We start from the raw sequence: 24,883 nt of genomic DNA on the forward strand, positions 1-24,883 counted from the left end.
ATTCGGTCCCCACCAGCTCGTCGAAAATACTTCAGCGCCAGGATCTGCATTCGCGTGTCTCCGCCATTTCACCAGGTTGCGACCCTATTCAATCAACGGCCCTGGGGATAGCGGTCTTGCCATGCTATTTGCCCGCCCTCGGCCGGAAGGGCGCTCGCCATATAGACGCCGCGCGCGATTGCCCGCGCCATGACGATGGTGGCGAGGTGGCAAAGTTCCATCAGGCTTGCCATGTCGTTTCTTGGATGTTTGACGGTCGACGCGGCAAAGACGGTATCGCCGTCGAGCGGCAGGTGTGCCGGCAGCAGCGCTCGGGCAAGGCCGTCATGACCGGCAAGTGAAAGCCGATGCGCTTCCGCCTTCGTCAGCTGCGCGTCGGTGACGACAGCGCCGATCGTCGTTGCCGGCGTGCTCATCCCCTTGAGCCGTATCCTGTGATCGGTGGTCGCAGGCATACCGAGCCCGCCAAATTCGCCGTCCTTCTCGAAGGGCGCCGCCCAGAAATGCGGCCCGTCACCGATCGTTGCCGAACCGAGCGCATTGACGGCGACGATCGCAGCGACGCGATGGCCGGCGCTGCTGACGGCACTGGCCGAGCCGAGCCCGCCCTTGAAAGTGGCCGTCGTCGCCCCGGTGCCGGCGCCGGCGGTGCCGAGCGCAAATACGCCCTTCGTCGCGGTCTTCAATGCCGCATAACCCATCTCACGATAGGGGGAGTGAAGACCCCAATCCTTGTCGCCGCCGTTCAGCAGGTCCATCAGGATCGCTTGCGGCACGATCGGAATCTTGACCGGCCCGACTGCAAAGCCGCGGCCGGCTTCGCGCAAGCCGGCCTGCACGCCCCCGGCCGCATCGAGCCCGAAGGCCGAGCCGCCCGAGAACACAAAGGCATCGACGGTACTGACGGTCATCGACGGGTCGAGCAGGCCGGTATCGCGTCCGCCCGGCGCGCCGCCGAGCACCGTGCCGGAGGCGACCGCCGGCTCGTCGAAGACGATGACCGTGACGCCGGATCCCAGCGAGAGGTCGGTCGCATGGCCGACGGAAACGCCTTCGATGTCGGTGAGCAGATTGAGAAGATCGGGCAAGGGCTGATCCTGGTGGCGCTGATCCGGCCGATAGGACTGCAATTGCCCTCAAAAAACAAGACCGGCCCTTTTGGCAGGACCGGTCACATCAGAAGAGCCGCGAAAGTCGGTAACGGCCGCATGCCGTCAGGCATGAAGCGGCTTCGGATGACGGCGGGTCATCAGGTCGTGGATGGCCAGCCGCACCTCGTCGGGCGAACCGAACCGCTGCTCGTCGAGGTCGTGGACATGGAATTTCACGGCGATGAACTTCAGCCGATCTTCGTCGGGGATAACGATGCCGACGGGAACGCCTGCATATTCGATAACTTGCTTCTTCATAGATAGAACTCCTGCCGCGCGGGCATGCGCAGCCATGGCGAATTGACTTGTCTGGTACCGTTAAAAGGAGGACGAATGTCACATTCGACAGTTCGGGCGGGAGAGGGCGCCCGGACGGTCATTGCCAAGCACAGATCGCCCAAGGAGAGTGGCGAGAATTTCGATGTCTGTCATGTCTCGTTCCTTTCGTTGGCGTTGCGCTCGATGGTCCCGGAAGAGCCCGGGGCCGGTGATGGCTGCGTTCAATATCTACTAACTTAGTAGAGATTATCCGACAGCCTGTCGGAAACATATTCCGAAACGTGTCAAAATATCGACGATCCGAAAAAATTCATTCCATCCTGGCCCGAACTTACAGAAAGAAACATATCAGCTCTTCGTAAAATTCGCATGACAGAATCGAAACTCGTTCGATCGCCGCAGCAGAAATAGGAAGTCTGTCTGATTCCGGCAATGGGCCTTGTCGTTAAAAATCGAGATGCCTCGAAATCACCGATTTGGTTAACGCCCGAAAGCATGGATCACCAGCCTTCCTGGAGCACCTTTTCCAGCATGTCTGCGAAGAAATCCGCGCTTTCGAGACTGACGCAGAGCGGCGGTTTGATCTTCAGCACATTTTGGTGATCGCCGGTTGGCTGCATGATGATGCCGAGGTCGAGAAGCCGGTCGCAGATCGCTGCCGTCTCTTCCGTCGCCGGCTCCAGCGTCGTTCTGTCGCGGACGAATTCCAGGCCGAGATAGAGACCCATCCCATGGACGGCGCCGGCGATCGCGTGCCGGTCGATCAGCACGGCAAGCCGCGCCTTCAGATGATCGCCGACCGTGCGGGCATTTTCCTGCAGCTTCTCCTCAGCCATGATATCGAGCACCGTCATGCCGGCGACGCAGCTGACCGGGCTGCCGCCGGTGGAGGAGAAGAAAGGTCCCTCCTTCTCCAGCGACTGCGCAATCTCCCGTGTGGTGATGACGGCGCCGAGCGGGTGGCCATTGCCCATGCCCTTGGCGATGGTGATGATATCGGGCACGACCCCCTGCTGCTCGAAGCCCCAGAAATAATGGCCGAGCCGGCCGTAACCGACCTGCACCTCATCGGCGATGCAGAGCCCGCCGCGGGCGCGCACCTCGGTATAGATCTCCTTCAGATACCCTTCGGGCAACGAAATGCCGCCGGCATTGCCGTAGACCGATTCGCAGATGAAGCCGGCGAGGCCCTGGCCGCCGGCGTCGATCGTCGCGAGCGTCGGCTTGACGGCGGCCAGATAGCTCGCCGCTGTGTCGGGTCCGCGAAACGCGCCGCGATAGGTATTCGGCGAAACGGCCGTATGCACCCAATCCGGTCGGGTGGTCAGCGCCAGCGGATTGTCGGCGATCGACGTGGAGACGGCATCGCTCGCCGCCGACCAGCCATGATAGGCTTCGAGCAGGCAGAGCATGTTGCGGGCGCCGCTATGGGCCTGCGCCAGCCGAATCGCCAGATCGTTCGCCTCAGAGCCGCTGTTGACGAGGAAGACCGCGTCGAGGCCCTCCGGCGCGAGCGCCGCGAGACGTTCGGAAAACTCCGCAATCGCCGCATAGTGGAAGCGTGAATTCGTATTGAGCCGCAGCCATTGGGCACTGATTGCCGCCGCCAGCCTGGGATGGCCGTGGCCGAGGATCGTGACATTGTTGACCATGTCGAGATAGGCGCGGCCCTCGACATCGAACAGATATTCCCTCCAGCCGCGCTCGATCTGCGGCGGCGCGGCATAATAGTTCTTCTGCGCACTTGCGAGATAGGTCTGCCGCTTGGCGAGCAGTTCTCCGGTCTCCGGTTGCGGCGCATCCGCTCCCGGGCAGAGAAGGGATGAAGGCGAAGGGCAGAGCACCGACCAGGCCGCCGCCTCGCGCGGCATGGCAAAGAGCGGGGGTTCAAGACCCGCGATGCTGCAGAGCTGGAGGCGCAGGCCGCCAAGTGACGACACTTCACCGAAAACAGAACCAAGCGGATCGCCAGCGGCAAGCACGGCGCCATTCTCGACCAAAGGGTCGAGTCCGTCGAGATGCAGGGTCGTGCTGTCGTCCGTCAGTGTCAGATGCTGGTCCTTCCAGCCGATACGGCCGGCAAAGGGCGCTGCGACCGCACTTCCTGCGGCAAGGCAGATGTCGACATGCAGGGCGAAGGTCGCCTGTGCCCTCGCGTTTCCAAGGGCAGCGCGGGAAAGCCGATATTCACCATAGCGCGTCGCCGCCGTGCCGTTTTCGCTTGCGGCCCGGGCAAGCAGCCGCCAGTCCATATCGGCGCTCAGCCAGTTGCCGGCGGAAAAATGCGCGCTCCGCACGCCAAGGTCGACATAGGCGATCGTGGCGGGATCGATATCGGGCAGCAAGGGCAGCCATGCCGATGGCGGCGGAGCGGCGACATCCGCGCCGGCCGCCTTGAGGATCGCAGCTTCCATGAGTTCGAACGGAACCGACATCACCGTATCGAAGATCGCCCGCTCGCGGTCGAGATTGCCACGGACATAATCATTATCGGGATCGATCGACATCTGCTGTTCGCTGCTGGCAACGAGGATGACCGCGCGCGCGACGATCAGCGGCCAGAGCGCCTTCAGCTCCTCGTCGCTCAGCGGATAGATCGCCTGATAGGCGGTGACGGCGGGCAGGATGTGAAAGGGATCGCCATTCGCCTGATGCAGCAGCGAAGCGCAGGTGACGGCGAGGTCGCCGACCAGCCAGCCGCGGATGATGTCGCCGAAATCGATCACCCCGTCGGGGATCGTGTGGCCATGGGCGTCGCGATGGCCGACGACATTGTCGCCGGTGACGTCGTGATGGACCGCCTGGAGCCGAAGCGACGGCGCCAGGGGCTGGATGCGGCGAACGGCCGTCACCATGGTTTTGGCAATCCGGTCACGGGCAGCGCTGTCGGTGATGGCGGACAGCAGCTGTACGGCGACAGGCCCGGCGCGTCGCAAATCCCACTGCAGGCTGCGGTCGAGGCCGGGATGGTCGAAATCGGCAAGCGCCTGCGCCAGCCTCGCGCAGAGCGCGCCAAGCGCCGCGACGGAAGCCGGCGCCAGATATCTCATCTCCGTCAGTCCCTGGCCTTCCAGATATTCCAGCAACCGGACCTGGTAGCCCCGCCCGCGCACGGTAAGGACGATAATTTCCCGCCCATCATTCGTGGCGATAACCTTCGGAACGCGTGGCGCGTCCTGCTGGCTCTTGAGATAATGGAGCGCGGCATTTTGCGCCTCGAGCTCGCGGGCCTCGTAGGCGGCATGGCAGATCTTCAGGACGTATCGCCCGCGATCGCTGTCGACGCGGTAGTTCCGATCCTGCTGGCTGCCGAGTTCGGCGAGCGTGCCGGACAGGCTGTAATGGGCAAGAAGGATCTCTTCCGCGTCAGCAACGGTGACGTCGGGACGCGGCAGCGTCATGCGATCCACAAGCGCCTCGTCGGTCATGACACCCCTCCCGCAGCATGATTCGATTACCCCTTAAGCGCGATAATCAAATACTTGCCGCTGGCAGGCAACGGGAGATTGTTGTCTGCCGGCAAAAGAGATGCGCGGCCTCGGCCGACTCACCCCATGCGTTCGGAGGCGTAGCTTCCGGGGCTGGCCGGGAAGACGACGGTGCGGTTGCCGTTGATGAAGGTGCGATGATGGATATGGGCGTGGATAGCGCGGGCCAGCACCTGGCTTTCGACGTCGCGGCCGATCGAGACATAGTCGTCCGGCGACTGCGCATGGGTGATGCGGGCCGTGTCCTGCTCGATGATCGGGCCTTCGTCGAGATCGGCGGTGACGTAATGGGCGGTGGCGCCGATCAGCTTGACGCCGCGCTGATAGGCCTGCTTGTAAGGGTTGGCGCCCTTGAAGCTCGGCAGAAAGGAATGGTGGATGTTGATGATCCTGCCCGACATCTGCTTGCAAAGCTGATCGGAGAGGACCTGCATGTAGCGGGCGAGCACGATCAGCTCGGTGCCGGTCTGCTCGACGAGATCGACGAGCTGGGCCTCGGCCTGCGGCTTGTTCTCCTTCGTCACCTTGATGTGGTGGAAGGGGATGTCGTGGTTGACGACGACCTTCTGGTAATCGAAATGGTTGGAGACGACGCCGACGATGTCGATCGGCAGCGCCCCGATCTTCCAGCGGTAGAGCAGGTCGTTGAGGCAATGGCCGAAGCGCGACACCATGAGCAGCACCTTCATGCGGCTCTCGCTGTCGTGGAAGTCGTAATCCATCTCGAAGGGCGCGGCGACGGCGGCAAAATCGGCGCTGATGGCGGAGCCCGACAGTCCCTCTTCCGAAATGAAGCTGACGCGCATGAAGAACCTGCCGGTATCGAGGTCGTCGAACTGGCTGGAGTCGATGATGTTGCAGCCTTTGTCGGCCAGATAGCTCGAAATCGCCGCAACGATGCCGCGCGTCGATTTGCAGGATACCGTCAATACATAGCTTCTCATGTCTCTCCCTCTTCCCTCTTGGAGGCCGCAGCCCGTGCTTAAATCAAAGCCCGTGCCGCGAATAGGCCGGCGCACTTTCATTCATGCGACAAATTGCAAGATAAACCATCACGTTCCAGCAAGTTCTCTCATGGCCGTATCGGCTTAGGAGAAGTCGCTCAACGCCGCACCGCCAGCGCCGTCCGGATGTGTATTCTCGCCTTCAGTGGATGAAATTAAAGCATGTCGCTGAAAGCTGATGAGCAATATGCGACATCGAGAGGCGGGAAACCAAGCATGTGAAGGGCGGAAATTGAATCCGAAGGTTCACATCTAGGCCGGCGGCCTGCCTGCCACGGCCACCTTCCGGCGCGGCGTGGTGATTTCATGGACGATTGCGCCGCCGATTGACGAAAGCACCAGCGCCAGGATCACGAAGAGCACCGGTTGCTGCAGGATGCCGATCGGCAGGCGGTCCGAAGCCACCCTCAGGAAAGCGAGGGTGAAGGCGTGGGTGATATAGATGCTGTAGGAGCAGTCGCCGAGATAGTTCAGCCATCCCAGAACCGGCAGACGGGAAAAGTCGATGGAAACAGCGCCGTAGAGGATGAAGATCGCCGGGATGCCCCAGGCGTAGAACCGGCTCTCCGGCGGCATCAGCGCTTCGTTGACGACGAGGAACACAAAACCCGTGGCCAGTGCCGCCCATGCCCAGCGGTTCGGCAGAAGCACCTTCTGCCGGTAAAGCCAGCCGAGCACGACGCCGGCAAGAAATTCCAGCATGATCGGCTCGCCGTAGAACCGGGTGGCCGTTGATTCCGGAAGCAGCCGGCAGGCAATCAGGATGACGGCAAAGACGGCAAACATCACCGGAATCCGGCGGGTTTCCGAGAGCGGCAGCAGCAGTGCAAACACGAAATAGAAGAACATTTCGTAATTCAGCGTCCAGCCCGGCACGACAACGGGGGTGATCGTGCCGGGATCGGCGGCATTGGCCCATGGCAGGAACAGCAGCGAGGCAATGAGATGCGGAAGGTCGAACACCGTGGATTTGAGCAGTGAGGGGGCAGCAAGCGCCACGACAGCCGAAAACAAGGTTGCCAGCCAGTAGAGCGGGACGATCCTCCTGATGCGGCGGCGGGCGAAATCGATGGGGCGGATCGCCCGCCCGCTCGTCGTCAGCCACATCACGAAGCCGCTGAGCACGAAGAAGATGTCGACGCCGGTTTCGCCATAAAGAAAAGCCGTGGCGTCGACGGCGGGATTGACCTTGGCCAGCTGCAATATTGCATGGAAATAAACGACCATCAGCGCCGCAACCGCGCGCAGATATTGAAGCTGGACAAGCATCTGATGTCTTGCTCCTCGAGCTCGCGGACGCCGGTTTCCACCGTGCCGCTGCGGTCAACTCAGTACATCTGCCGCACGACCCTGCCGGATGCGCGGGCTGTCGTGGAAGCGCATATATCCGACGACGAACCACAAGAGGCCGGCAATCTTCATCGAGAAAACGGCGGTGCCCCCGATCATCATATTCAGAAAAATGAAAAGAGAAAGTGAATGGGCGCAACGCCGCTGCGCCGCCGTACGGCCGGCAGGGAACAGGCAGACGAACAGCCAGAGGGCGACGACGCCGAAGATCGTCGCCGCGTAGATCAGATAGACGTAGCCGCTGTCGGCGAACTCGGCGACCCTGTCGACCGAAAGCCCGAGAACGGCGAGCGGATCGAGCTCCATGATCTTCTTCATCGTCAGGTTGATGCGGCCGGTGAAATTGTCACCCGTCGCATTCGGTTTGAGGGTATAGACGATGAAGCCCGCGGCGACGATCAGCGGCATCAGCGCCAGATTGAGATTCCGCGGGATCTTCGGAAAGACGAAATAGCCGACGATGCAGGCAAAACAGAAGATCAGCATTGTGCGCGTGTCGTTCGTCACCAGGATCAGCACCGCCGTGCTGATGAAGAGCAGCCGGTCCCAGCGCCCCAGTCTTTCCCACATGGAAATCAGGTAGATCGCGATCACGCCGCAAAAATTGGCAAGCGACACCTGTTCGAGGAAGATCGACGACGAGCGATGGTCGATGATGCCGAAGGAAAATCGCTCGGGAAAGCCCAGCGCGTTCTGGAACAGGCCTGTCGTGTTGTAGCTCAGCGGCAGCAGCCCGCGCGTATTGGCGAAATAATCGGACGGATGCACGATGCTGACATAGAAGGGCACGCTGACGATCTCGAAGATCAGGAAGATCAGCACCGTAAGGCTTGCCCAGCGGAAGGCCAGCTTCATCGTTCTCTCGTTGCTCCAGCCGCCGAGGCCGGTAAAGCAGAAGATGATCAGCACGTTGCGGAAATGATCGACGAACGGCATGCGATTGAGCACGCTGACATAGATGGTCACGACAAGCGTGAACAGCAGGAACAGGAAGGCCGGCAGATCCGTCTCGTAGATCCCCTTATGAAGGATGTAGATGATTGCGCTTGCCAGAATCAGGCCTTCGCTGGCGGCGACATGCGTCATCGACAGCGGCATGATGTTGTGGTTGATGAAGGCGAGAATGCCGTTATAGAGCATCGAAAGCAGGCCGAGCCAGAGCACTGGATGGTCGATGCGCGACGTCCCCCCGGCCGCCTCGATGCGGTTGCCCGCCACGGTGAAAGTCGCTGCCTTCTGATCGACTGTCGCCACGGTCAGTTCCCCGCAGGCTTGACGGCGGTGCAGGCGCCGGCGTCCGCTTTCGCCGACGCGGCGAGAAGCCGCATCTGCGGTCGCTCGGGGCCCTTGCCCGGCTGAACGTTGAAAGGTTCGTCCGCCGGCCACCATTCGCCCGCCGCCCAATAGGACCAGCCGAGCCAGACATCGCTATTGTCGGACATGGTCGCGTAGATCTTGGTCAGGCCGCTCATGCAGTCCTTATCGGCGGAGCCGCCGAATTCGCCGAGAAAGCCGCGTTTATGGTTCCGCTTCAGCCAGGCGGTGACGCCGGCGATGGCCTCGACCGCGGTGGCGGCGCCTTCGCAGGTGGCATGGGTTCCCGACGAATCGACGTCGAGATATTGGTGGACCTCGTAAGCGTAGAAATCGAGCGGATCGCGCACGCCGAGCATCACCGTAGCGTTGGCGCCGCCGATCACATCCTCCTCCCAGCTGTGAGCGCCGCTCCAGGCGGTGCCTGGCACGAGGATAAGGTTGCGAGCGCCGACGGCGCGGATGGCGCGGATCGCCGCGTTGGCGGCATCGAGCCAGTCGGTGGCCTTGATGTCGTGCGGCTCGTTCATCAGGCCGAAGAGAACGCCGTCCTGATTGGCGAATTCGACCGCGAGCCTTGCCCAGAAGTCGGCGAATGCGGCGTCCGTCGCCGGCGGGGTGCCGATCTGCGCCTTATCGTAATAGCCGAAATTATGCGGGTCGAGCAGAACGGCCATGCCCTGCTTTCGGATCAGGCCGACCGTATCCTTGATCCGCTTGAATTCGTCCTCGTCCAGCCGCCCGCCTAGCGCCGGCTGCAGCCGCTCCCAGCGGAAGGGCAGCCGAATGATCGTCATGCCCTTCTTGGCGAAATAGCGGATCGTCTGCTCGCTCGGATAGATGTAGTTCGTGCCGTAGATGGCGCCGCGCTCGCTATATTCGCCGCCGGAAAGATTGATGCCGCGATAACACGGCGCGCCGGCCGCAAAGACCGGCGACGGCATGAGGGCGGCCGCAAGCAGCAGCGCCACCAGATGGCGTGTCGTCCTCATGGCTATCCTCGCAATCACGGCAACTCGCAACATCGACTTCGCTGCGCCTATCTTAACGGTCCGTTAGCTAAGAATTTCTAAAGTCTCGGCACCTCGGCTTCAGTCTTTCACGCTGGGCGGGACACGAGTGCGCGTATGAGCCAGTATGACAGGAACAGGGTAAGCCGGCTGCCCGGCTGGCGGAGTTACGAGCCGTCTCCGACTGCGTCGGAAGGCGTGCGCCCGCGCAGTCCCGTCGTTCGTCCGGATGATTTCGCCCGTCCCGAGCCCGAGCCAGCCCCTCCGCCTTTCGTGCCGCCGTCGGCACGGGTTGCAGAAATCCGTCGATCCGAGCAGCCGCCGGCCGCTGCAGTCGAACCGCCTGCGGCCATAGAACCGCCTGCGGCCCCAGAGAGGCCTGCGGCCAATGTGCCGCTGCAGAGCACAGCCGCCCCGCTTCTCGATCTCCGCTCCAGCATCGCGGCGATCTGGAGCCGCCGGCTGGTGGTATTTGTGCTGGCCCTTGTCGGAGCCGTTGGGGGTGGCGCGGTGGCGCCGCTGATCGGCCAGAAATTCACCGCCGCCAGCAGCCTTTATTTCGATCCGCGCCAGATCGGCCTGGCCGAGGCCGGCGCGCAATCTTCAGGCCCGTCGCCGGAAATGATCTCGGCGCTGATCGACAGCCAGGTGCAGATTCTGACCTCGGGCAATGTGCTGCGCCGCGTCGTCGAGGCGATGAAGCTCGACCAGGATCCGGAATTCAACGGCGGCAGGACGGATGGCGCGGCCGTGATCGGCGCCCTGCAGAAGGCGCTTGTTATTACCCGCCAGACCGGCACCTATGTCGTTTCGCTCGCCGCGACGACCAACGATCCGGAAAAATCGGCACGGCTTGCCAACCAGGTGGTCACCTCCTTTACCGAGGAGGAAAACAGCGCCTCGAACGGCCTCTACGAAAACACTTCCTCGACGCTTGACGGACGCCTTGCCGACCTGCGCCAGAAGGTGCTGGAGGCCGAGCAGGCGGTCGAAACCTTCCGGGCCGACAACGACATGGCCGCGACCGAAGGCAACCTGATCTCCGACCAGCGCCTCGTCTCGCTGAACACGCTCTTGGTGACGGCGCAGGAAAAGACCATCCAGGCGAAGGCCCGCGCCGATGCCGTCGCCAATCTGCGCGTCGAAGATATCGTTGCCGGCAACCAGGCGCAGGGCGGCGGCACCTCGCCGCTCGTCAGCCTGCGTCAGCAATATGCTGCCCAGGCCGCCGCCGTCGGCAGCCTCGAAAGCCAGATGGGCACGCGTCATCCGCGCCTGCAGGCGGCGCGCTCCTCGCTGCAGAGCATAGCAGGCGAAATCAGGGGCGAATTGCAGCGCCTCGCCACCTCGGCAAAGGGCGAATATGAGCAGGCCAAGGCCGCTGAGGACAGCATTGCCAAGGAGCTTGGCGTTCAGAAGGCGCTGCAGGCAACCGTCTCCGACAAGCAGGTGGAACTGAACGAATTGCAGCGCAAGGCGACGGCGGCGCGCGATATCTACGAAACGGTGCTCAAGCGCTCGAGCCAGACGAGCGAGGAACAGAACCTCAGCCAGAGCAACATCCGCGTCATCTCGCCTGCCGAGCCGCCGGTCAAGGCCGACGGCCCGGGAAAGAAGATCCTGATGGTCGCCGGCGTCATCGGCGGCTTCCTCGCCGGGTTCTTCCTGGGTGCCGCCTTTGCCATCCTCGCCGGTCTCTTCGGCCACCCCGTCATCAGAGGCTATTTCAGGAAATCGCCCGCCGCGGCGGCTTGATGCGCGCCGTCGATTTTCCTACATGGAGCAGAAGCGCTTTGTCGCCGGCAGGAGAATTCCCATGCGGCTGTTGATGATGCTTCTGATATCGCTCGGCGTCCTGTCCAGCCTCGCCCCGGCGTCAGCCCTCGCTGTCGATTGGACGAAATCCGTGGATTCGGCTGTTCAACCCCTCTACCCCTACAAGGGCCTTCCCGGCGTCAAGGCGCAGCCGGACAAGAAGGACGAGGAATCCTATAATTGCCGCACCGAGACCGTCCAGCTTCGCCGCCGTTATGACGATATCTTCCGCTCTGGCGGCATGCCGACGCTGATGTATGTCTGCGAGCGCGACGGCTTCGTCACCATGGGCGGAAAGGTTCCGCTCCGCGGCCATTACCAGCCGGTGCGGTAAGGCCAATCGCCTTTCTCGGAGAAGACATGCAACTCGGCCGGTTTGTCCCCGAGCCCCGAAAGATTTCATCTCTGGCCGAGATCATTCACGAACCGCTGCTCGATCGGGCAACGAACGTGCCTCCGCTCCCCGGCACGCTTCTTGCATCATTACTAATATTCTAACCTTTGGGGAGAAAGTGTCATGCAATGGAACGCATCGGCGAATTTTGCGCCTCTTGTCCTCTTTCTTGGCGGCCGGCGAAGGGTCGTCAAGACGCTCCGAGACGCAGCCGAAGTTCTGATAATAGATTGGCCGTTCGACGATGGAGAGGAATACGTCGCGGCCGTAAAGGCTTGCGACGATGCCATCGCGGGGGAGGCCGGCTTGGAGGAATTGAGGGAATTGCTTCTTCGCGCCGCCAGGGAAGCCGGCATTACGGCTTTGTCGGTCATATCGGATAGCGGGAAGACGACCCCCCACATGGCGGCGTGACAGGGCTTCAACCTGCACCGCTCCTCGAACCGGTATCCAGACAAGCACGTCGATGGCCTCTGTCAACAGAGCCAAACGCGTAATTTTGGAAGGATTTGATATTTGATCTTGGCAGCGATCAAAAGGAAATGGTGCCCAGAAGAGGACTCGAACCTCCACGCCTCGCGGCACAGGTACCTGAAACCTGCGCGTCTACCAATTCCGCCATCTGGGCGACGGAGAGCGATGTAAGGGGGCGGCTCATGACTGTCAACTGGGTTTTTGAAGTTTTCCTGACAGTTGGCAAAAAACTGCGTCTCGCATCGGGAGGAGTGCGGGCCGGGCCGGCATAGCGCTGTCGCCGGCGCGCCCTATATAAAGAGAATATCGAAAGGAAATGCGTCATGCCCGCTCCTCGCACGCTTCTGCTCGCCAGCCTCTTGGCCGTTCTGTCGCCCGCAATGGCAGCCGCCGATTCGCTGAATGTGGGTAGGCCTGGCCTCGGCTCGGTCAACACGGGATCGACGCTCTGCGATTTTCGTGGCTGCTTCGGCTTCGGGCCGCAGCAATGGCATCGCCCCGCGTATGTTCAGCCAAATTACCGTCCGAGGGGCGCGGGGCCGACCTATTACCTGCCGGGCGCGGCGGGGCGGCCGCAGCTCACCTATGATCCGCCGCCGGTGCCCCGTGTGCAGCCGAAGCAGGTGAATAAGCACATCGCCTGGTGCACCAATGAATACCGTTCTTATAATCCGCGGACGGATCACTTCCTCACCTATGAAGGCGTCTACAGGGTCTGCCGCTCGCCCTATCGCTGAGCGAGCTTGATCAGCTTTCGTGCGACACGCGGTCGACATGGCCGAGATCGCGGCCGGGCTCGATGATGTCGCGGACGCGTTGCTTGAGCTCCTTCGGCCCGGGAAAGCCGCCGTCGCGCTTACGCTCCCAGAGGAGATCCCCATTGATGCGGATTTCGAAATTGCCGCCGGTGCCCGGGATCAGCGCCACCTCGCCGAGACTGTCGGAAAAGGTGCTCAACAGCTCCTGCGCCATCCAGGCGGCGCGCAGCAGCCAGTTGCACTGGGTGCAGTAGAGGATCGAGACGCGGGCTTTTTCGGTCATGGCGTTTTCCTTTCGTTTGGCGTGATTTAAGCCCTTGCGGCGTGCGGACGCAATCGCACATGCGCAAGCATCTTGCGCGCCGTTCTTCGGCATGGTCTCTTCCTGCCGACCACCGGGGAGAACCTATGCGAGTCGCAGTCGTCGAAAATATGCGCAACACCGGCCTCGGCGCGCTTGCCACGGCGCTCGACGAGGCGGGTGCTGAGATCGAGTGGTTCCGGGTCTGGCGGGATGGCATCCTGCCGAAAGACATATCCGGTCATGACGCGCTGGTCGTTCTCGGCGGCGAGCAAAGCGCGCTGGATGACGAGACGCATCCCTATCTGCCGGAGCTCGCCCGGCTCGCGCGCCGTTTCGGCGATGCCGGCAAGGCCGTGCTCGGCATCTGCCTCGGCAGCCAGATTCTTGCGCGCGCCTATGGCGCCGACAACCATCTCGGAACCGCCCGCGAATTCGGCTGGCACAGCATCGACGTCACCGATGAAGGCCGGGCCGATCCGCTGCTCTCGGCGCTTGGCGGCGAATTCACCATCTTCGAGTGGCATGCCGACACCTTTTCCCTGCCTGCAGGCGCCGTTCGTCTCGCGACAAGCGCTGTCGCCGAAAATCAGGCCTTCCGCATCGGCCGCGCCGTCTACGGCACCCAATTTCATTTCGAGGCCGATAGAATGGTTGTCGAGCAGTGGAAGGCGGAATTCCCTGACACGATAGAACGCATCGCGCCCGGCTGGCTGGAAAGCTATGCCGAGCTGACTGCGCGGCATGCTGGTGACGCCGATGCCGCTGGCCTTGCCATCGCCCGTGCCTGGGTCGGGCAGATCGAACAGCAAGAGGTCGAGATGCTGTCGCAGGTCCCGGCTTGAAGGGCAATGCGATGACACTAAGCGAACGCGAGAAGATGGCGGCGGGTGAGTGGTATTGCTGCCTTGACGATGAGCTCAATCACCTGCGCCGGCAGGCGCGGCTCGCCGTCCACGCCCACAATACGCTGCCGCCGGACGAGCGCGGCCCCGCTGCCCCCGCCCTCAGCGCGCTTTTTGCACGGGCCGCCTCCGATATCTTTATCGAAGCGCCGTTTCACTGCTCCTATGGCATCAATATCGTTCTCGGCGAGCGCGTCTATGTCAATGCCGGCTGCACCATCCTCGATTCCGGCAGCGTGACGATCGGCGACCGCACCATGTTCGGCCCCGGCGTGCAGATCTATTGCGCCGAGCATCACAATGACCCTGCGCTTCGCGGCGCGGGGATCGAGATCGCCCGGCCGGTCGCAATCGGCAGCGACGTCTGGATCGGCGGCGGCGCCATCATTCTCGGCGGCGTGACGATTGGCGATGGCTCGATCGTCGGTGCTGGTGCCGTGGTGACGAAGGATGTGCCGACGGGCGCAACGGTGGTTGGCAATCCCGCGCGTCCGATAAACCGCGTTTGAGATACGCGTCTAGGACTCTCGACAATGACGCCGCCTCCGCTAGATCAGGGGACGGAAGGGGAGAGATATCATGACATCACCGAATTTGCCCATGGAAGGCGGCTGCCGCTGCGGCCGGGTGCGCTTGAAGATCAGCGCTCCGCCGCTGCTCACCATGGCCTGCCATTGCACGGGCTGCCAGAAGATGACGGCGAGCGCCTACTCGCTGAGTGCCGCCATCCCCAGCGAGGGCTTCGAGGCTACCAAGGGCGCGCCTGTTATCGGCGGGCTGCACGGCGCCACCAAGCATTATTTCTGCCCGCATTGCATGAGCTGGATGTTCACCCGGCCGGAAGGCATGGACTGGTTCGTCAATCTGCGCGTCACCATGCTCGACGACCCGAGCTGGTTCACGCCCTTCATCGAGACATGGACGAGCGAGAAGCTGTCGTTTGCCGAGACAGGAGCGGTGTATAGTTACGAAGCGCTACCCGAGATGGACGCCTATGAGGGGTTGGTGAAGGAGTATATGAGCAGGGGATAAGGCTCAGAAGCCTTGGAAGAGAAAGTCCATGGCGCCGATGATGGCATCGCTTTTGCCCGATAGATCTGTGACGGCTTCTCCAATTTCCGATGTCGGGACAGACGCCATGCGCTGGGTGGCCATCACGTATGGTTCATTCTCAATGAGAAAGCGTGGGTTCAGTCGCGAGATCGTCCAAGTCAATTCCTGGACTGGATGCAAAGGAACCATGACTCTTGAAGGCAGATCGTCAAGCAGATTGGATTGAAGGTCGACGGCAAGGACATTCCCACTTTTCAGGCGATAGACGTGAAAGCGTGCCATGGAGCAATTCCAGGAAAAGTGTGAAGCGGGTTTTCCGTCAGGAATTGCGTAATACAAGACTGCGCTTCAATGAAAAACTGAACCGCTCTAAAACTGACGGTACTTGGCGAGCGGCAGGCCGTGTTTTTCGACATATTCCTTTTCGAGCCGGATCGCCTCGGCGTTCTCGATCCGCCACAGCCGCTCGCGTTCCGCCTTTATCGCTTTCGCGATACCTTCTTCCGCCGCCCTGGATATGTTGATCTTGAGCTCGCGGGCCTGGGAAACGAGGCCTTCATCAAGTGAAAGATTCGCTGCTTTTCTCGCCTGATGACCCATAACGATCTCCTCGTCTTATGCGCAAATCATATGCGCATAAGACGTCATTGAGAAGCGTTATTCATCGCCCATCTTGAGCGCGGCGATGAAGGCTTCCTGCGGAATCTCCACCTTGCCGAACTGGCGCATGCGCTTCTTGCCTTCCTTCTGCTTGTCGAGCAGCTTGCGCTTGCGGGTGGCGTCGCCGCCATAGCACTTGGCCGTCACATCCTTGCGCAGGGCCGAGATGGTCTCGCGGGCAATGACGTTGCCGCCGATCGCCGCCTGGATCGGGATCTTGAACATGTGCTTCGGGATCAGCTCCTTCAGCCGCTCGCACATGTCGCGGCCGCGCTTTTCGGCTGCCATGCGATGCACGAGCATCGAGAGCGCATCGACCGGCTCGCCATTGACAAGGATCGACATCTTCACGAGGTTGCCTGCGCGGTAGCCTTCGAGGTGATAGTCGAAGGATGCGTAGCCCTTGGAGATCGATTTCAGCCGGTCGTAGAAGTCGAAGACCACCTCGTTGAGCGGCAGTTCGTAGGTCACCATCGCCCGGGTGCCGACATAGGTCAGCTCGGTCTGGATGCCGCGGCGGTCCTGGCAGAGCTTCAGGATGCCGCCGAGATAATCGTCCGGCGTCATGATCGTCGCCTTGATCCAGGGCTCGCGGATTTCGGCAATCTTGACGACATCGGGCATATCGGCCGGATTGTGCAGTTCGCGCTCGCTGCCGTCGGTCATCGTCAGCTGATAGACTACGGAAGGCGCGGTGGCGATGAGGTCGAGGTCGAACTCACGCTCCAGGCGCTCCTGGATGATTTCGAGATGCAGCAGGCCGAGGAAGCCGCAGCGGAAGCCGAAGCCGAGGGCTGCCGACGATTCCATCTCGAAGGAGAAGGAGGCGTCGTTGAGGCGAAGCTTGCCCATGGCGGCGCGCAGGTCTTCGAAATCGGCGGCATCGACAGGGAAGAGGCCGCAGAAGACGACCGGCTGCGCCGGCTTGAAGCCCGGCAGGGCTTCCGCGGTCGGGCGCTTGTCTTCGGTAATCGTATCGCCGACACGCGTATCGGCCACTTCCTTGATCGAGGCGGTGATGAAGCCGATCTCGCCGGGGCCGAGGCTGTCGACATTGACCATCTTCGGCGTCAGCACGCCGACGCGCTCCACCTGGTATTTCGCATCGGTGCCCATCATGCGGATCGTCTGGCCCTTGGTCAGCACGCCGTCGATGACGCGCACGAGAACCATGACGCCGAGATAGGTGTCGTACCAGCTGTCGACGAGCAGCGCCTTCAGCGGCGCCTTCTCGCCGCCCGGGCTCTTCGGCGCCGGCAGCTTATGGACGATCGCTTCCAGCACGTCGGGAATGCCGAGGCCGGTCTTGGCCGAGATCAGCACGGCCTCGGAAGCGTCGATACCGATCACTTCCTCGATCTGTTCCTTGATGCGGTCGGGTTCGGCGGCCGGCAGGTCGATCTTGTTGAGGACGGTGACGAGTTCGTGGTTGTTGTCGATCGCCTGGTAGACGTTGGCGAGCGTCTGCGCTTCGACGCCTTGGCTGGCGTCGACGACGAGCAGCGAGCCTTCGCATGCTGACAGCGACCGCGAGACTTCATAGGCGAAGTCAACGTGGCCAGGCGTGTCGATCAGGTTGAGAATATATTTCTCGCCGTTGTTTGCCTGATAATGCAGGCGCACGGTCTGGGCCTTGATGGTGATGCCGCGCTCACGCTCGATCTCCATATTGTCGAGCACCTGCTCGGACATTTCGCGCTCGGCAAGTCCGCCCGTCGTCTGGATCAGGCGGTCGGCCAGCGTCGATTTGCCGTGGTCGATATGGGCCACGATCGAGAAGTTGCGGATATGGGACAGCGGAGTGGTCGAATTGGTGCTCATGCGCGCCATATAGCAGCGCCGCCCCCTGGCGCAAAGCGGTAATTATCCCGGATTTTACGCTATTTTGCGGGTCTGCCCGGCGTGCGTCAGACCGGCCAGGTCTCCTGCCGCCAGGCCGAATCCCAGAACATCCATTCATATTGCGAGGCGCGCACGAAAACGTCCATCATTGCCGCGCGCTCCGTCTCCGACGCGGCGCGTGCGGCGATATCGGTCAGTGCGATCACCTCGCGGGCGCCGGCGGCGAATTGCGGATCGCCGTAGGTGTTGATCCAGGCCTGGAAGACATTGCCATCGATTGCCGGCCTGCCTTTGATGCCTTCGCCGACATGCATGTAGATCCAGAAGCAGGGAAGGATGGCCGAAAGCGCAACGGCATAGGAGCTGTGATAGGCAGTCGCCAGAAGGAAATTCGTATAGGCGAAGCAGGAAGGCGAGGGCTCGGCGGCCGTCACATCCGCGCTCGAAATGCCGAATTGCGAGAGGAAGCCCGCATGCAGGCCCTGCTCGACGGTGATGGCCTTCTGTGCCGAACCGAGGAAGCGCAGCACCTGTGCATTGTCGGGCGCCTTTGCCGCGACGATGGCGAGGCACCGGGCATAATGCTTCAGATAGATTGCGTCCTGCAGGATATAGTGACGGAAAACCTCCGGCGGCAGCGTGCCGTCCGAAAGCCGTTCCAGGAGCGGCAGTTGCTCGATCTCGGCCATAAGAGGCTTGATCCGCTCCCAGGCGGCGGCCGTGAAGCTTCCCGTGATTTCGGTGTTATGCATGCTGCCGTCCATGAGGTCCTCCGCTCTGCAAGCGCCGCTGCCATATATCGGCGGCGCGGCGGTGAAGGCAAGCGAGATGAAGCATCGACGGAGGCTTGATTCCATCATGAGATAATGTATTTCTCATATAGTAGAATAATGGATCGGCGATGGAACGGGAACTCGAACAGGCGATCGGTATCCGCATTCGCACATTGCGGCTGCAAAAGGGCCTGACACTGGATGAGCTTGCCGAGGCGTCGGGCGTCAGCCGCGCGATGATCTCGCGCATCGAGCGGGCGGAGGCGAGCCCGACCGCCTCGCTGCTGGCAAGGGTCTGTGCCGCGCTCGGACTGTCGCTGTCAGCCTTCTTTGCAGAGGAGGGGCAGCAGGCCTCGCCGCTGGCACGCCGGCAGGAGCAGCAGGTCTGGCGCGATCCGGAGACCGGTTATCTCAGGCGCGCGGTATCGGCGCCCGGCACCGGCTCCGCCGTCGATATCGTCGAAGTCGAATTTCCACCCGGCGCCCGCGTCAGCTTCCCACCGCATGCGGCATCCCATGACATGACGCAGCATGTCTGGCTCTTCGACGGCGAGTTGGAGATGACGGCGGGTGAGACGGTCTACCGGCTGCGTCCAGGCGATTGCCTTTTCATGCCCGTCGGCGAGGGCCATTCCTTTTATAATCCCGGCAATGCGCCGGCGCGCTATTGCGTCGTGCTCGATCGCGGCGGCCGATGACGACCTTCATTTCAGGAGAAGAACATGCCTGACATTCGCATCCTTTCCGCCGAGGAGGCCCGCGCTGCCATTCCGGCCCTCTCGGAGGTGCTGGCCGATTGCGTCACGGGCGGCGCCTCCGTCGGCTTCATGCAGCCCTATGGACCGGAAGATGCCGAGCGCTATTGGCTGGACGTTGTGGATGCGGTTGCCGGCGGCGGCAGCCTGCTTGTTGTCGCCGAACTCGATGGCCGGATCGTCGGCACGGTGCAGGTCGGTGCTGCGCAGATGCCGAACCAGCCGCATCGCGGCGATCTGAAGAAGCTCCTGGTGCATCGTTCCGCCCGCGGGCGCGGCCTCGCCCGGCTGCTGATGCAAGCCGCTGAACGCGAGGCGGCCGCGCGCGGCAAGACCCTGCTCGTGCTCGATACGGCAACCGGCAGCGATGCCGAGGCGATCTATCCCCGCCTGGGCTGGCAGCGCGTGGGCGTCATCCCCGATTATGCTCTGTGGCCGGAAGGCGGCTTTTGCGACACCACCTTGTTCTACAAGCGGCTCGCCTGATTGTGCCAGATCCGCTCAAACCAGCTGGCCGAATGCCGGAAACGCGCCCGCAACTGTAGCGCCCGCTGTCCATTGCGCCGCATTCCAGCCGAACTGCCGCGCGGCTTCGACATTTTCCGCCATATCATCGATGAAGGCGATGTCACCGGGCAGCACGCCCGCGCGCTCGGTTGCAAGCCTGAAGAAGTCCAGCGAAGGTTTCCTGTGCCCGAGGGCTGCGGAATAGAGGATGTCGTCGAAATGCGCGCCAAGGCCGGCCTGTTCCATCGGATAACGCGCCCGCCTATGCTCCTGGTTGGTCGCCAAGAAGAGCGTGACACCGCTGTGTCGAAGCGCGATAAGTTCTCCCAAGAGATTGCGGTCGATGCGGCAATCGTTTTCAAACCAGTAATCGATCAGCGTCACGGCGCTGAGATGAGGCGCGATTTTTGCCAACAGTTGGGCGAGCCTCGGCTCCAGGGCCTCGCGGCCAGCGAAGATCTCGCCCCAGTGAGTCTGGAAGAATTCCCGCTGCAGCAGTTCGAGACTAAGTCCCAGATCGCGTTCCAGAAACGTGAAGAGAGGGAGGCCGTCGGCCGGACGCCCATGAACGAGCACGCCATCGACATCGACCATCAACACTTTCATGCGGCAGATTCCCTCGCTCCGGAACGGGGGCCGAAGGTGGCTTCGTTTGCTTGGGCAATCAAGAGCGCCATGCCGCTTTTTTGTCGGCTCCGCTCCATGTAAGTGTCGATCTCGCCGATCGATTTTCGTTCAAGGACAGGATCTGAAATGCGCGTCGTCTATTCCGAAGACCACAAGCTGCGCGACGCCAGGACGGAGCTCTATGCCGGCCAGCTGGTGACGCCCTTCGAGGCGCCGTCTCGGGCCGAGTGGATCCTGGCGGCGGTCAAGGAAGCGGGTTTTGCCGATGTCGCAGCGCCGGATGCGCATGGGCTGGAAACGGCCCGAAAGGTACATGATCCCGCCTATCTCGATTTTCTCGCCACCGTCTGGGATCGCTGGGTGGCGGCCGGCTTCGAGGGCGAGGCGATCGCCAATTCCTTCCCGGTCCGCCGCACCAGCCAGCGCGTGCCCGACAATATCGTCGGCGCGATCGGCCATTACGCCAATGCCGCCGACACCTCCATCACCAAGGGCTCCTATGAAGCGGCGATCGCCTCGATGCGTTGCGCCATCACCGGCGCGGATTGGCTGAATGCCGGCAACCGTTTCGCCTTTGCGCTTTGCCGGCCGCCTGGCCATCATGCCGGCATCGATCTCTTCGGCGGCTATTGTTTCATCAACAATGCGGGCGTCGCGGCCCAGCGGCTCATCGATCACGGTGCGAAGAAGGTCGCCGTGCTCGATGTCGATTTCCATCACGGCAACGGCACGCAGGACCTCTTCTATCACAGAGGTGATGTCTTCACCGCTTCGCTGCATGGCGACCCCATGTTTGCCTTTCCCTATTTCCTCGGCCATGCCGACGAAGAGGGCGAAGGAGAGGGCACGGGTAGCAACCACAACTATCCGATGCCGCCCCACACGCCCTGGCAGGTCTGGTCTTCGGCCTTTGCCGATGCGCTCGCCCGCATCAAGGCCTTCGGTGCCGAGGCGATCGTTGTGGCGCTCGGCGTCGACACCTTCGAGCGAGACCCGATTTCCTTCTTCCAGCTGAAATCGGAAGATTTCATTCGCATGGGAGAGATGATCTCCGCCGCCGGCCTGCCCGTCGTCATCTGCATGGAGGGCGGTTACGGCGTGCCGGAAATCGGTCTCAACGTCGCCAATGTCCTCAAGGGCCTGGAAGCCTGATCGCTTGATATGACCGACGACACCATTCCATCCGATATACCGACGCCGCGCATGCTGAGCTGGGCGCGCAATTCCGCCATCTACAGGCTGGAGCGGCGGATGATGACGGAAAAACAGCTGTTTGACGCCATCACCCGTAAGGCGAAGGAGAAGTTCGAGGATATCGGCGCGGCGCAACTCAAGGCCCTTGCCGATTTTGCCGTCAGGTTCGCTTATGACAACAAGGCGCTCGATGATCGCGCCTATGCCGAGATCAGCACGCGCTCCCAGCTGTGCGGCGGCAAATCGAAGCGCGCCATCGCCCGGAAACTTGCGGCCAAGGGTGTTGCTGGCGATAAGGTCGAGGCCGCCCTTGCGGAGGCTGACGATCTCTACGCCGCGGCGATATTTGCCCGCAAACGCGCCTTCGGTCCCTTCCGCCGCGTCCAGCTTGACGAAAAGCGAAAGGCCAAAGAGCTTTCGGCCTTCGCCCGTAACGGCTTCAGCTTCGATATCGGCAGGAAAGTGTTCGACATGAGTTTGGAGGATGCCGAAGACGTCATCCTGGCCCGCCGTCTTTGATATCGCATAAGGCCTTTTGCTGGCCGGATCAGAAGTTTGAATTTGTCGCTCGCAGGCCGTCTTCGTAAGAAGAGCGCACAATCGGGGGCGAGCATGGAAGAAAGAGCAAATGCTGGCGCGGGCACGCTGACCGCAGAGGCGTCAACAGCATTTGGCGGGGTAGCGACCGGTGGGCTGATGTGCCTCCTGTCCATGTCGTCGATCCAATTCGGCGCCGCACTCTCATCCTCGGCCATCTCAACCTATGGGCCGGCCGGCGCCAGCTGGCTGCGCCTGGCTTTTGCGGCCATCATTCTCGCCCTTGTCGTGCGGCCGCGCATCGTCAGCTACAACAGGGCGCAATGGACGAGCGCACTGGTTCTCGGCGCGACGACAGCGCTGATGACCATGAGCTTCTTCGCGGCGATCGAGCGCATTCCGTTCGGTCTCGCCGTAGCGATCGATTTTCTCGGTCCGCTGTCCGTTGCGACCATCGGCTATGGCCTCAGCCGGCGTCTCGTCTGGCCGCTCATTGCAGCACTTGGCGTTCTGGCCCTCGCCCATGACGGTAAAGGCTGGGTCGGCGATACCGGGGGCACTCTTTTTGCGCTCGGCGCGGGAACCGGGTGGGCGATCTATATCGTCCTGACAAAAAAGATCGGCGCGAGCTTCAAGGGGCTGGAAGGACTGTCCATGTCGCTGATGGTCGCCGCTCTTGTCGCCACACCCTTTGGCTTCGCCGGCGCCGTGCCGAAGCTCGATGCTTACGGCCTGGTTGAAATGGCGGGCCTTGCCATCCTTGTGCCGCTGCTGCCCTACACTCTGGAACTGATCGCCCTGCGGCGCATGCCGACAGCCTCCTTCGGCATTCTCATGAGCCTCGAGCCGGCCATCGCGGCACTCGCGGGTTTCGTCATTCTGGCGCAGCCGATGACGCTGCTGCAGATGGCCGGAACTGCCCTGGTCGTGGCCGCAAGCGCCGGCGCGACCTTTTCCGCACGGCAGTGATCAGCCTGCCTTTTTCGCCGGGTCGTCGAGAGCGGGATTGTAGAACAGCGACAGCGTCAGGCTTTTGGCGATCCGCTCTGCGGTCGCCATGAACCAGTCCTTGGCTTCCGGCGAAGGGGCGACATCGTCAAGTGTTGCGGCAAATAGCGACAGCCACTTCGGAAAAAGATCGGGCGTCAGGTTCTGAACGGTGGTATGCGCCTGCACCGGCTTGCCGCCATAGGCGCCGCTGCGGAAGGCGACGGCCGACCAGAAGCTCTTCATCTTCTCCAGATGCTCCGGCCAGCGGCCGGAAAGCCGCGCATCGAATACCGGGCCGAGATCGGGATGCTCCAGCACGCGCCCGTAGAAAGTCTCGACCAGCCTGCCGATAAAGGCCTCGTCGACCCCCATCGCCCGCATCTCGGCCTCCGCCTTTTCGCGGATCGCCGCGACATGGGCAGGGCGGCCCTGAATGTCATTGTTCATCATAAACCCCGGCGCCGCATGATGCGGCAGCCTCCATATAGGCCTTTACCCCAGCGAACCAAAGCCGCTCGTGCGGATTGCGGCAATCTGTCAGCCGGTCCGCCCCGGCCACTTGACCGCCATCGCTTCCTTGCTTAGATTTAGAATTATTCTAAATTATTGGAGAGATTTATGCTGGCGCGTTTTTTCAGATCGCCGAAACGATCCTTCGAGTCCCTCTCCGAGCAGGAGATTCTCGCCCTTGCGATTGCCTCCGAGGAAGACGACGCCCGCATCTATCTGGCCTATGCCGATAGGCTGCGCCCTGAGTTTCCGGCTTCGGCCAAGGTCTTCGAGGATATGGCCGAGGTCGAGGACACGCACCGCAAATCGCTGTTCGAAATCCACCGCCAGCGTTTCGGCGAGCGTATCCCGCTGATCCGGCGCGAGCATGTGCAGGGCTTTTACGAGCGCAAGCCGGACTGGCTGAGAGCCAACCTGTCACTCGATGCGATGCGGCAGGAGACTGAGGCGATGGAGGAGCAGGCCTATCGTTTTTATGTCGAGGCGGCAAAGCGCACCACCGACGCCTCGACGCGTGAGCTTCTCGGCGACCTCGCACTCGCCGAACAAGGGCACGAAGACATCGCCCGCATGCTTGGCGACAAACATACGCCTGAGGATATCAGGCACGACGAGGACGAGACCGCGCACCGGCAATTCGTGCTGACCTATGTGCAGCCGGGCCTTGCCGGCTTGATGGACGGCTCTGTCTCGACGCTGGCGCCGATCTTTGCCGCCGCCTTCGCAACCCAGGACACATGGCAGACCTTCCTCGTCGGTCTTTCTGCCTCCGTCGGCGCCGGCATCTCGATGGGCTTCACCGAGGCCGCCCATGACGACGGCAAGATCTCCGGCCGGGGCTCGCCGATCAAACGTGGCCTTGCCTGCGGCATCATGACGGCGCTCGGCGGCCTCGGCCACGCGCTGCCCTATCTGATCCCGCATTTCTGGACGGCGACGATCACCGCCGCCATCATCGTCTTCTTCGAACTCTGGGCAATCGCCTTCATCCAGAACCGCTACATGGAAACCCCCTTCCTGCGCGCCGCCTTCCAGGTGGTGCTCGGCGGCGGCCTGGTCCTCGGCGCCGGCATCCTGATCGGGAATGGGTGAGGAGCGGTCGGCGAAGCCGAGCAATCGATCCAGTGAATCGATTGCAGCGACGAACGCCCTGAGCCAAAGCGAAGGGCCGGGAGACGGTGCGGCATATCAA

The 24,883-nt window shown here is 62.1% G+C and carries 27 protein-coding genes and 1 tRNA gene; 13 read left to right on the forward strand and 15 right to left on the reverse strand.

Annotated features, from left to right (window positions below; translation table 11 throughout):
• Window positions 1-92: 92 nt before the first annotated feature.
• The 7 genes from NL154_RS22185 to NL154_RS22215 form a co-directional block, all read right to left on the reverse strand.
• Window positions 93-1,088: a P1 family peptidase gene (locus NL154_RS22185; RefSeq protein ID WP_210629564.1), complete on the reverse strand. Its 996-nt coding sequence runs from the start codon at window positions 1,086-1,088 to the stop codon at window positions 93-95.
• A gap of 126 nt (window positions 1,089-1,214) precedes the next feature.
• Window positions 1,215-1,409, reverse strand: a complete 195-nt coding sequence (locus tag NL154_RS22190) for a hypothetical protein (protein WP_003544544.1) — start codon at window positions 1,407-1,409, stop codon at window positions 1,215-1,217.
• 521 nt (window positions 1,410-1,930) lie between these two features.
• Complete coding sequence (locus NL154_RS22195) at window positions 1,931-4,858, reverse strand: aminotransferase (RefSeq protein WP_434733349.1); 2,928 nt, start codon at window positions 4,856-4,858, stop codon at window positions 1,931-1,933.
• Between the two features lie 119 nt (window positions 4,859-4,977).
• Window positions 4,978-5,862 carry a formyltetrahydrofolate deformylase gene (gene purU / locus NL154_RS22200; protein WP_210629562.1) on the reverse strand — a complete coding sequence of 295 codons (885 nt, stop codon included), beginning with the start codon at window positions 5,860-5,862 and terminating at the stop codon, window positions 4,978-4,980.
• A gap of 312 nt (window positions 5,863-6,174) precedes the next feature.
• A complete protein-coding gene (locus NL154_RS22205) occupies window positions 6,175-7,191 on the reverse strand; it encodes an acyltransferase family protein (RefSeq protein ID WP_210629561.1) in 1,017 nt (338 codons plus the stop codon).
• 54 nt (window positions 7,192-7,245) lie between these two features.
• Window positions 7,246-8,526, reverse strand: a complete 1,281-nt coding sequence (locus NL154_RS22210; protein WP_210629560.1) for a hypothetical protein — start codon at window positions 8,524-8,526, stop codon at window positions 7,246-7,248.
• A 2-nt stretch (window positions 8,527-8,528) separates the two neighbouring features.
• Window positions 8,529-9,578 carry a glycoside hydrolase family 5 protein gene (locus NL154_RS22215; RefSeq protein ID WP_210629559.1) on the reverse strand — a complete coding sequence of 350 codons (1,050 nt, stop codon included), beginning with the start codon at window positions 9,576-9,578 and terminating at the stop codon, window positions 8,529-8,531.
• Window positions 9,579-9,713: 135 nt separating this feature from the next.
• On the opposite strand from NL154_RS22215, the gene NL154_RS22220 reads away from it, so the two are divergent.
• From NL154_RS22220 to NL154_RS22230, 3 genes are all read left to right on the forward strand, one after another.
• Window positions 9,714-11,351: a GumC family protein gene (locus NL154_RS22220; RefSeq protein WP_434733350.1), complete on the forward strand. Its 1,638-nt coding sequence runs from the start codon at window positions 9,714-9,716 to the stop codon at window positions 11,349-11,351.
• 61 nt (window positions 11,352-11,412) lie between these two features.
• Window positions 11,413-11,745, forward strand: a complete 333-nt coding sequence (locus NL154_RS22225; protein WP_221145688.1) for a hypothetical protein — start codon at window positions 11,413-11,415, stop codon at window positions 11,743-11,745.
• A gap of 183 nt (window positions 11,746-11,928) precedes the next feature.
• Entirely contained in the window at window positions 11,929-12,219 is a 291-nt protein-coding gene (locus tag NL154_RS22230) for a DUF982 domain-containing protein (protein ID WP_221145690.1), read from the forward strand.
• A 129-nt stretch (window positions 12,220-12,348) separates the two neighbouring features.
• Here the strand turns inward: NL154_RS22230 and NL154_RS22235 are convergent.
• Window positions 12,349-12,433: transfer RNA gene (locus tag NL154_RS22235), tRNA-Leu, on the reverse strand.
• Window positions 12,434-12,602: 169 nt separating this feature from the next.
• On the opposite strand from NL154_RS22235, the gene NL154_RS22240 reads away from it, so the two are divergent.
• Complete coding sequence (locus NL154_RS22240) at window positions 12,603-13,016, forward strand: BA14K family protein (protein ID WP_210629555.1); 414 nt, start codon at window positions 12,603-12,605, stop codon at window positions 13,014-13,016.
• A gap of 10 nt (window positions 13,017-13,026) precedes the next feature.
• On the opposite strand, the gene NL154_RS22245 is transcribed toward NL154_RS22240, so the two are convergent.
• Window positions 13,027-13,320, reverse strand: coding sequence for a SelT/SelW/SelH family protein (locus tag NL154_RS22245; protein WP_210629554.1), 294 nt, complete (start codon window positions 13,318-13,320; stop codon window positions 13,027-13,029).
• A 125-nt stretch (window positions 13,321-13,445) separates the two neighbouring features.
• On the opposite strand from NL154_RS22245, the gene NL154_RS22250 reads away from it, so the two are divergent.
• The 3 genes from NL154_RS22250 to NL154_RS22260 all read left to right on the forward strand — a co-directional run bounded on the left by NL154_RS22250 (window position 13,446) and on the right by NL154_RS22260 (window position 15,275).
• The gene (locus NL154_RS22250; RefSeq protein ID WP_210629553.1) at window positions 13,446-14,183 is read left to right on the forward strand and encodes a type 1 glutamine amidotransferase; all 738 of its coding nucleotides are present in this window, start codon (window positions 13,446-13,448) and stop codon (window positions 14,181-14,183) included.
• A gap of 11 nt (window positions 14,184-14,194) precedes the next feature.
• A complete protein-coding gene (locus tag NL154_RS22255) occupies window positions 14,195-14,752 on the forward strand; it encodes a sugar O-acetyltransferase (protein ID WP_434733351.1) in 558 nt (185 codons plus the stop codon).
• 70 nt (window positions 14,753-14,822) lie between these two features.
• A complete protein-coding gene (locus tag NL154_RS22260) occupies window positions 14,823-15,275 on the forward strand; it encodes a GFA family protein (RefSeq protein WP_434733352.1) in 453 nt (150 codons plus the stop codon).
• Window positions 15,276-15,278: 3 nt separating this feature from the next.
• Here the strand turns inward: NL154_RS22260 and NL154_RS22265 are convergent, their stop codons facing one another.
• From NL154_RS22265 to tenA, 4 genes are all read right to left on the reverse strand, one after another.
• Entirely contained in the window at window positions 15,279-15,578 is a 300-nt protein-coding gene (locus NL154_RS22265) for a CcdB family protein (protein ID WP_434733353.1), read from the reverse strand.
• An 87-nt stretch (window positions 15,579-15,665) separates the two neighbouring features.
• Entirely contained in the window at window positions 15,666-15,896 is a 231-nt protein-coding gene (locus NL154_RS22270) for a type II toxin-antitoxin system CcdA family antitoxin (RefSeq protein WP_434733354.1), read from the reverse strand.
• 57 nt (window positions 15,897-15,953) lie between these two features.
• Window positions 15,954-17,786, reverse strand: coding sequence for a translation elongation factor 4 (gene lepA, locus NL154_RS22275; protein ID WP_085776615.1), 1,833 nt, complete (start codon window positions 17,784-17,786; stop codon window positions 15,954-15,956).
• A gap of 77 nt (window positions 17,787-17,863) precedes the next feature.
• Window positions 17,864-18,562, reverse strand: a complete 699-nt coding sequence (gene tenA / locus NL154_RS22280; protein WP_434733355.1) for a thiaminase II — start codon at window positions 18,560-18,562, stop codon at window positions 17,864-17,866.
• Window positions 18,563-18,699: 137 nt separating this feature from the next.
• Here tenA and NL154_RS22285 point away from each other — a divergent pair, with 137 nt between their 5' ends.
• Both NL154_RS22285 and NL154_RS22290 read left to right on the forward strand, forming a co-directional pair.
• On the forward strand, window positions 18,700-19,269 hold the full coding sequence (locus NL154_RS22285) for a helix-turn-helix domain-containing protein (protein ID WP_434733356.1): 570 nt from the start codon (window positions 18,700-18,702) through the stop codon (window positions 19,267-19,269).
• Window positions 19,270-19,293: 24 nt separating this feature from the next.
• Window positions 19,294-19,812, forward strand: a complete 519-nt coding sequence (locus NL154_RS22290) for a GNAT family N-acetyltransferase (RefSeq protein WP_434733357.1) — start codon at window positions 19,294-19,296, stop codon at window positions 19,810-19,812.
• Window positions 19,813-19,827: 15 nt separating this feature from the next.
• Here NL154_RS22290 and NL154_RS22295 read toward each other — a convergent pair whose 3' ends face one another.
• Window positions 19,828-20,439 (reverse strand): HAD-IA family hydrolase, encoded by a 612-nt coding sequence (locus NL154_RS22295; protein ID WP_434733358.1) that lies wholly within the window; start codon window positions 20,437-20,439, stop codon window positions 19,828-19,830.
• Window positions 20,440-20,586: 147 nt separating this feature from the next.
• Here NL154_RS22295 and NL154_RS22300 point away from each other — a divergent pair, with 147 nt between their 5' ends.
• The 3 genes from NL154_RS22300 (at window position 20,587) to NL154_RS22310 (ending at window position 23,160) form a co-directional block, all read left to right on the forward strand.
• Window positions 20,587-21,612 carry a histone deacetylase family protein gene (locus tag NL154_RS22300; RefSeq protein ID WP_434733359.1) on the forward strand — a complete coding sequence of 342 codons (1,026 nt, stop codon included), beginning with the start codon at window positions 20,587-20,589 and terminating at the stop codon, window positions 21,610-21,612.
• Between the two features lie 9 nt (window positions 21,613-21,621).
• Complete coding sequence (gene recX / locus NL154_RS22305; RefSeq protein ID WP_221153573.1) at window positions 21,622-22,173, forward strand: recombination regulator RecX; 552 nt, start codon at window positions 21,622-21,624, stop codon at window positions 22,171-22,173.
• A 93-nt stretch (window positions 22,174-22,266) separates the two neighbouring features.
• On the forward strand, window positions 22,267-23,160 hold the full coding sequence (locus NL154_RS22310) for an EamA family transporter (protein ID WP_221163627.1): 894 nt from the start codon (window positions 22,267-22,269) through the stop codon (window positions 23,158-23,160).
• Here NL154_RS22310 and NL154_RS22315 read toward each other — a convergent pair whose 3' ends face one another.
• Entirely contained in the window at window positions 23,161-23,628 is a 468-nt protein-coding gene (locus NL154_RS22315; RefSeq protein WP_221145706.1) for a group III truncated hemoglobin, read from the reverse strand. It abuts the gene before it with no gap.
• Between the two features lie 171 nt (window positions 23,629-23,799).
• Here NL154_RS22315 and mbfA point away from each other — a divergent pair, with 171 nt between their 5' ends.
• A complete protein-coding gene (gene mbfA, locus NL154_RS22320) occupies window positions 23,800-24,783 on the forward strand; it encodes an iron exporter MbfA (RefSeq protein WP_207244224.1) in 984 nt (327 codons plus the stop codon).
• Window positions 24,784-24,883: the final 100 nt, after the last annotated feature.

This window comes from Rhizobium sp. YTUHZ044, from assembly GCF_051123975.1.
Taxonomy (GTDB): domain Bacteria; phylum Pseudomonadota; class Alphaproteobacteria; order Rhizobiales; family Rhizobiaceae; genus Rhizobium.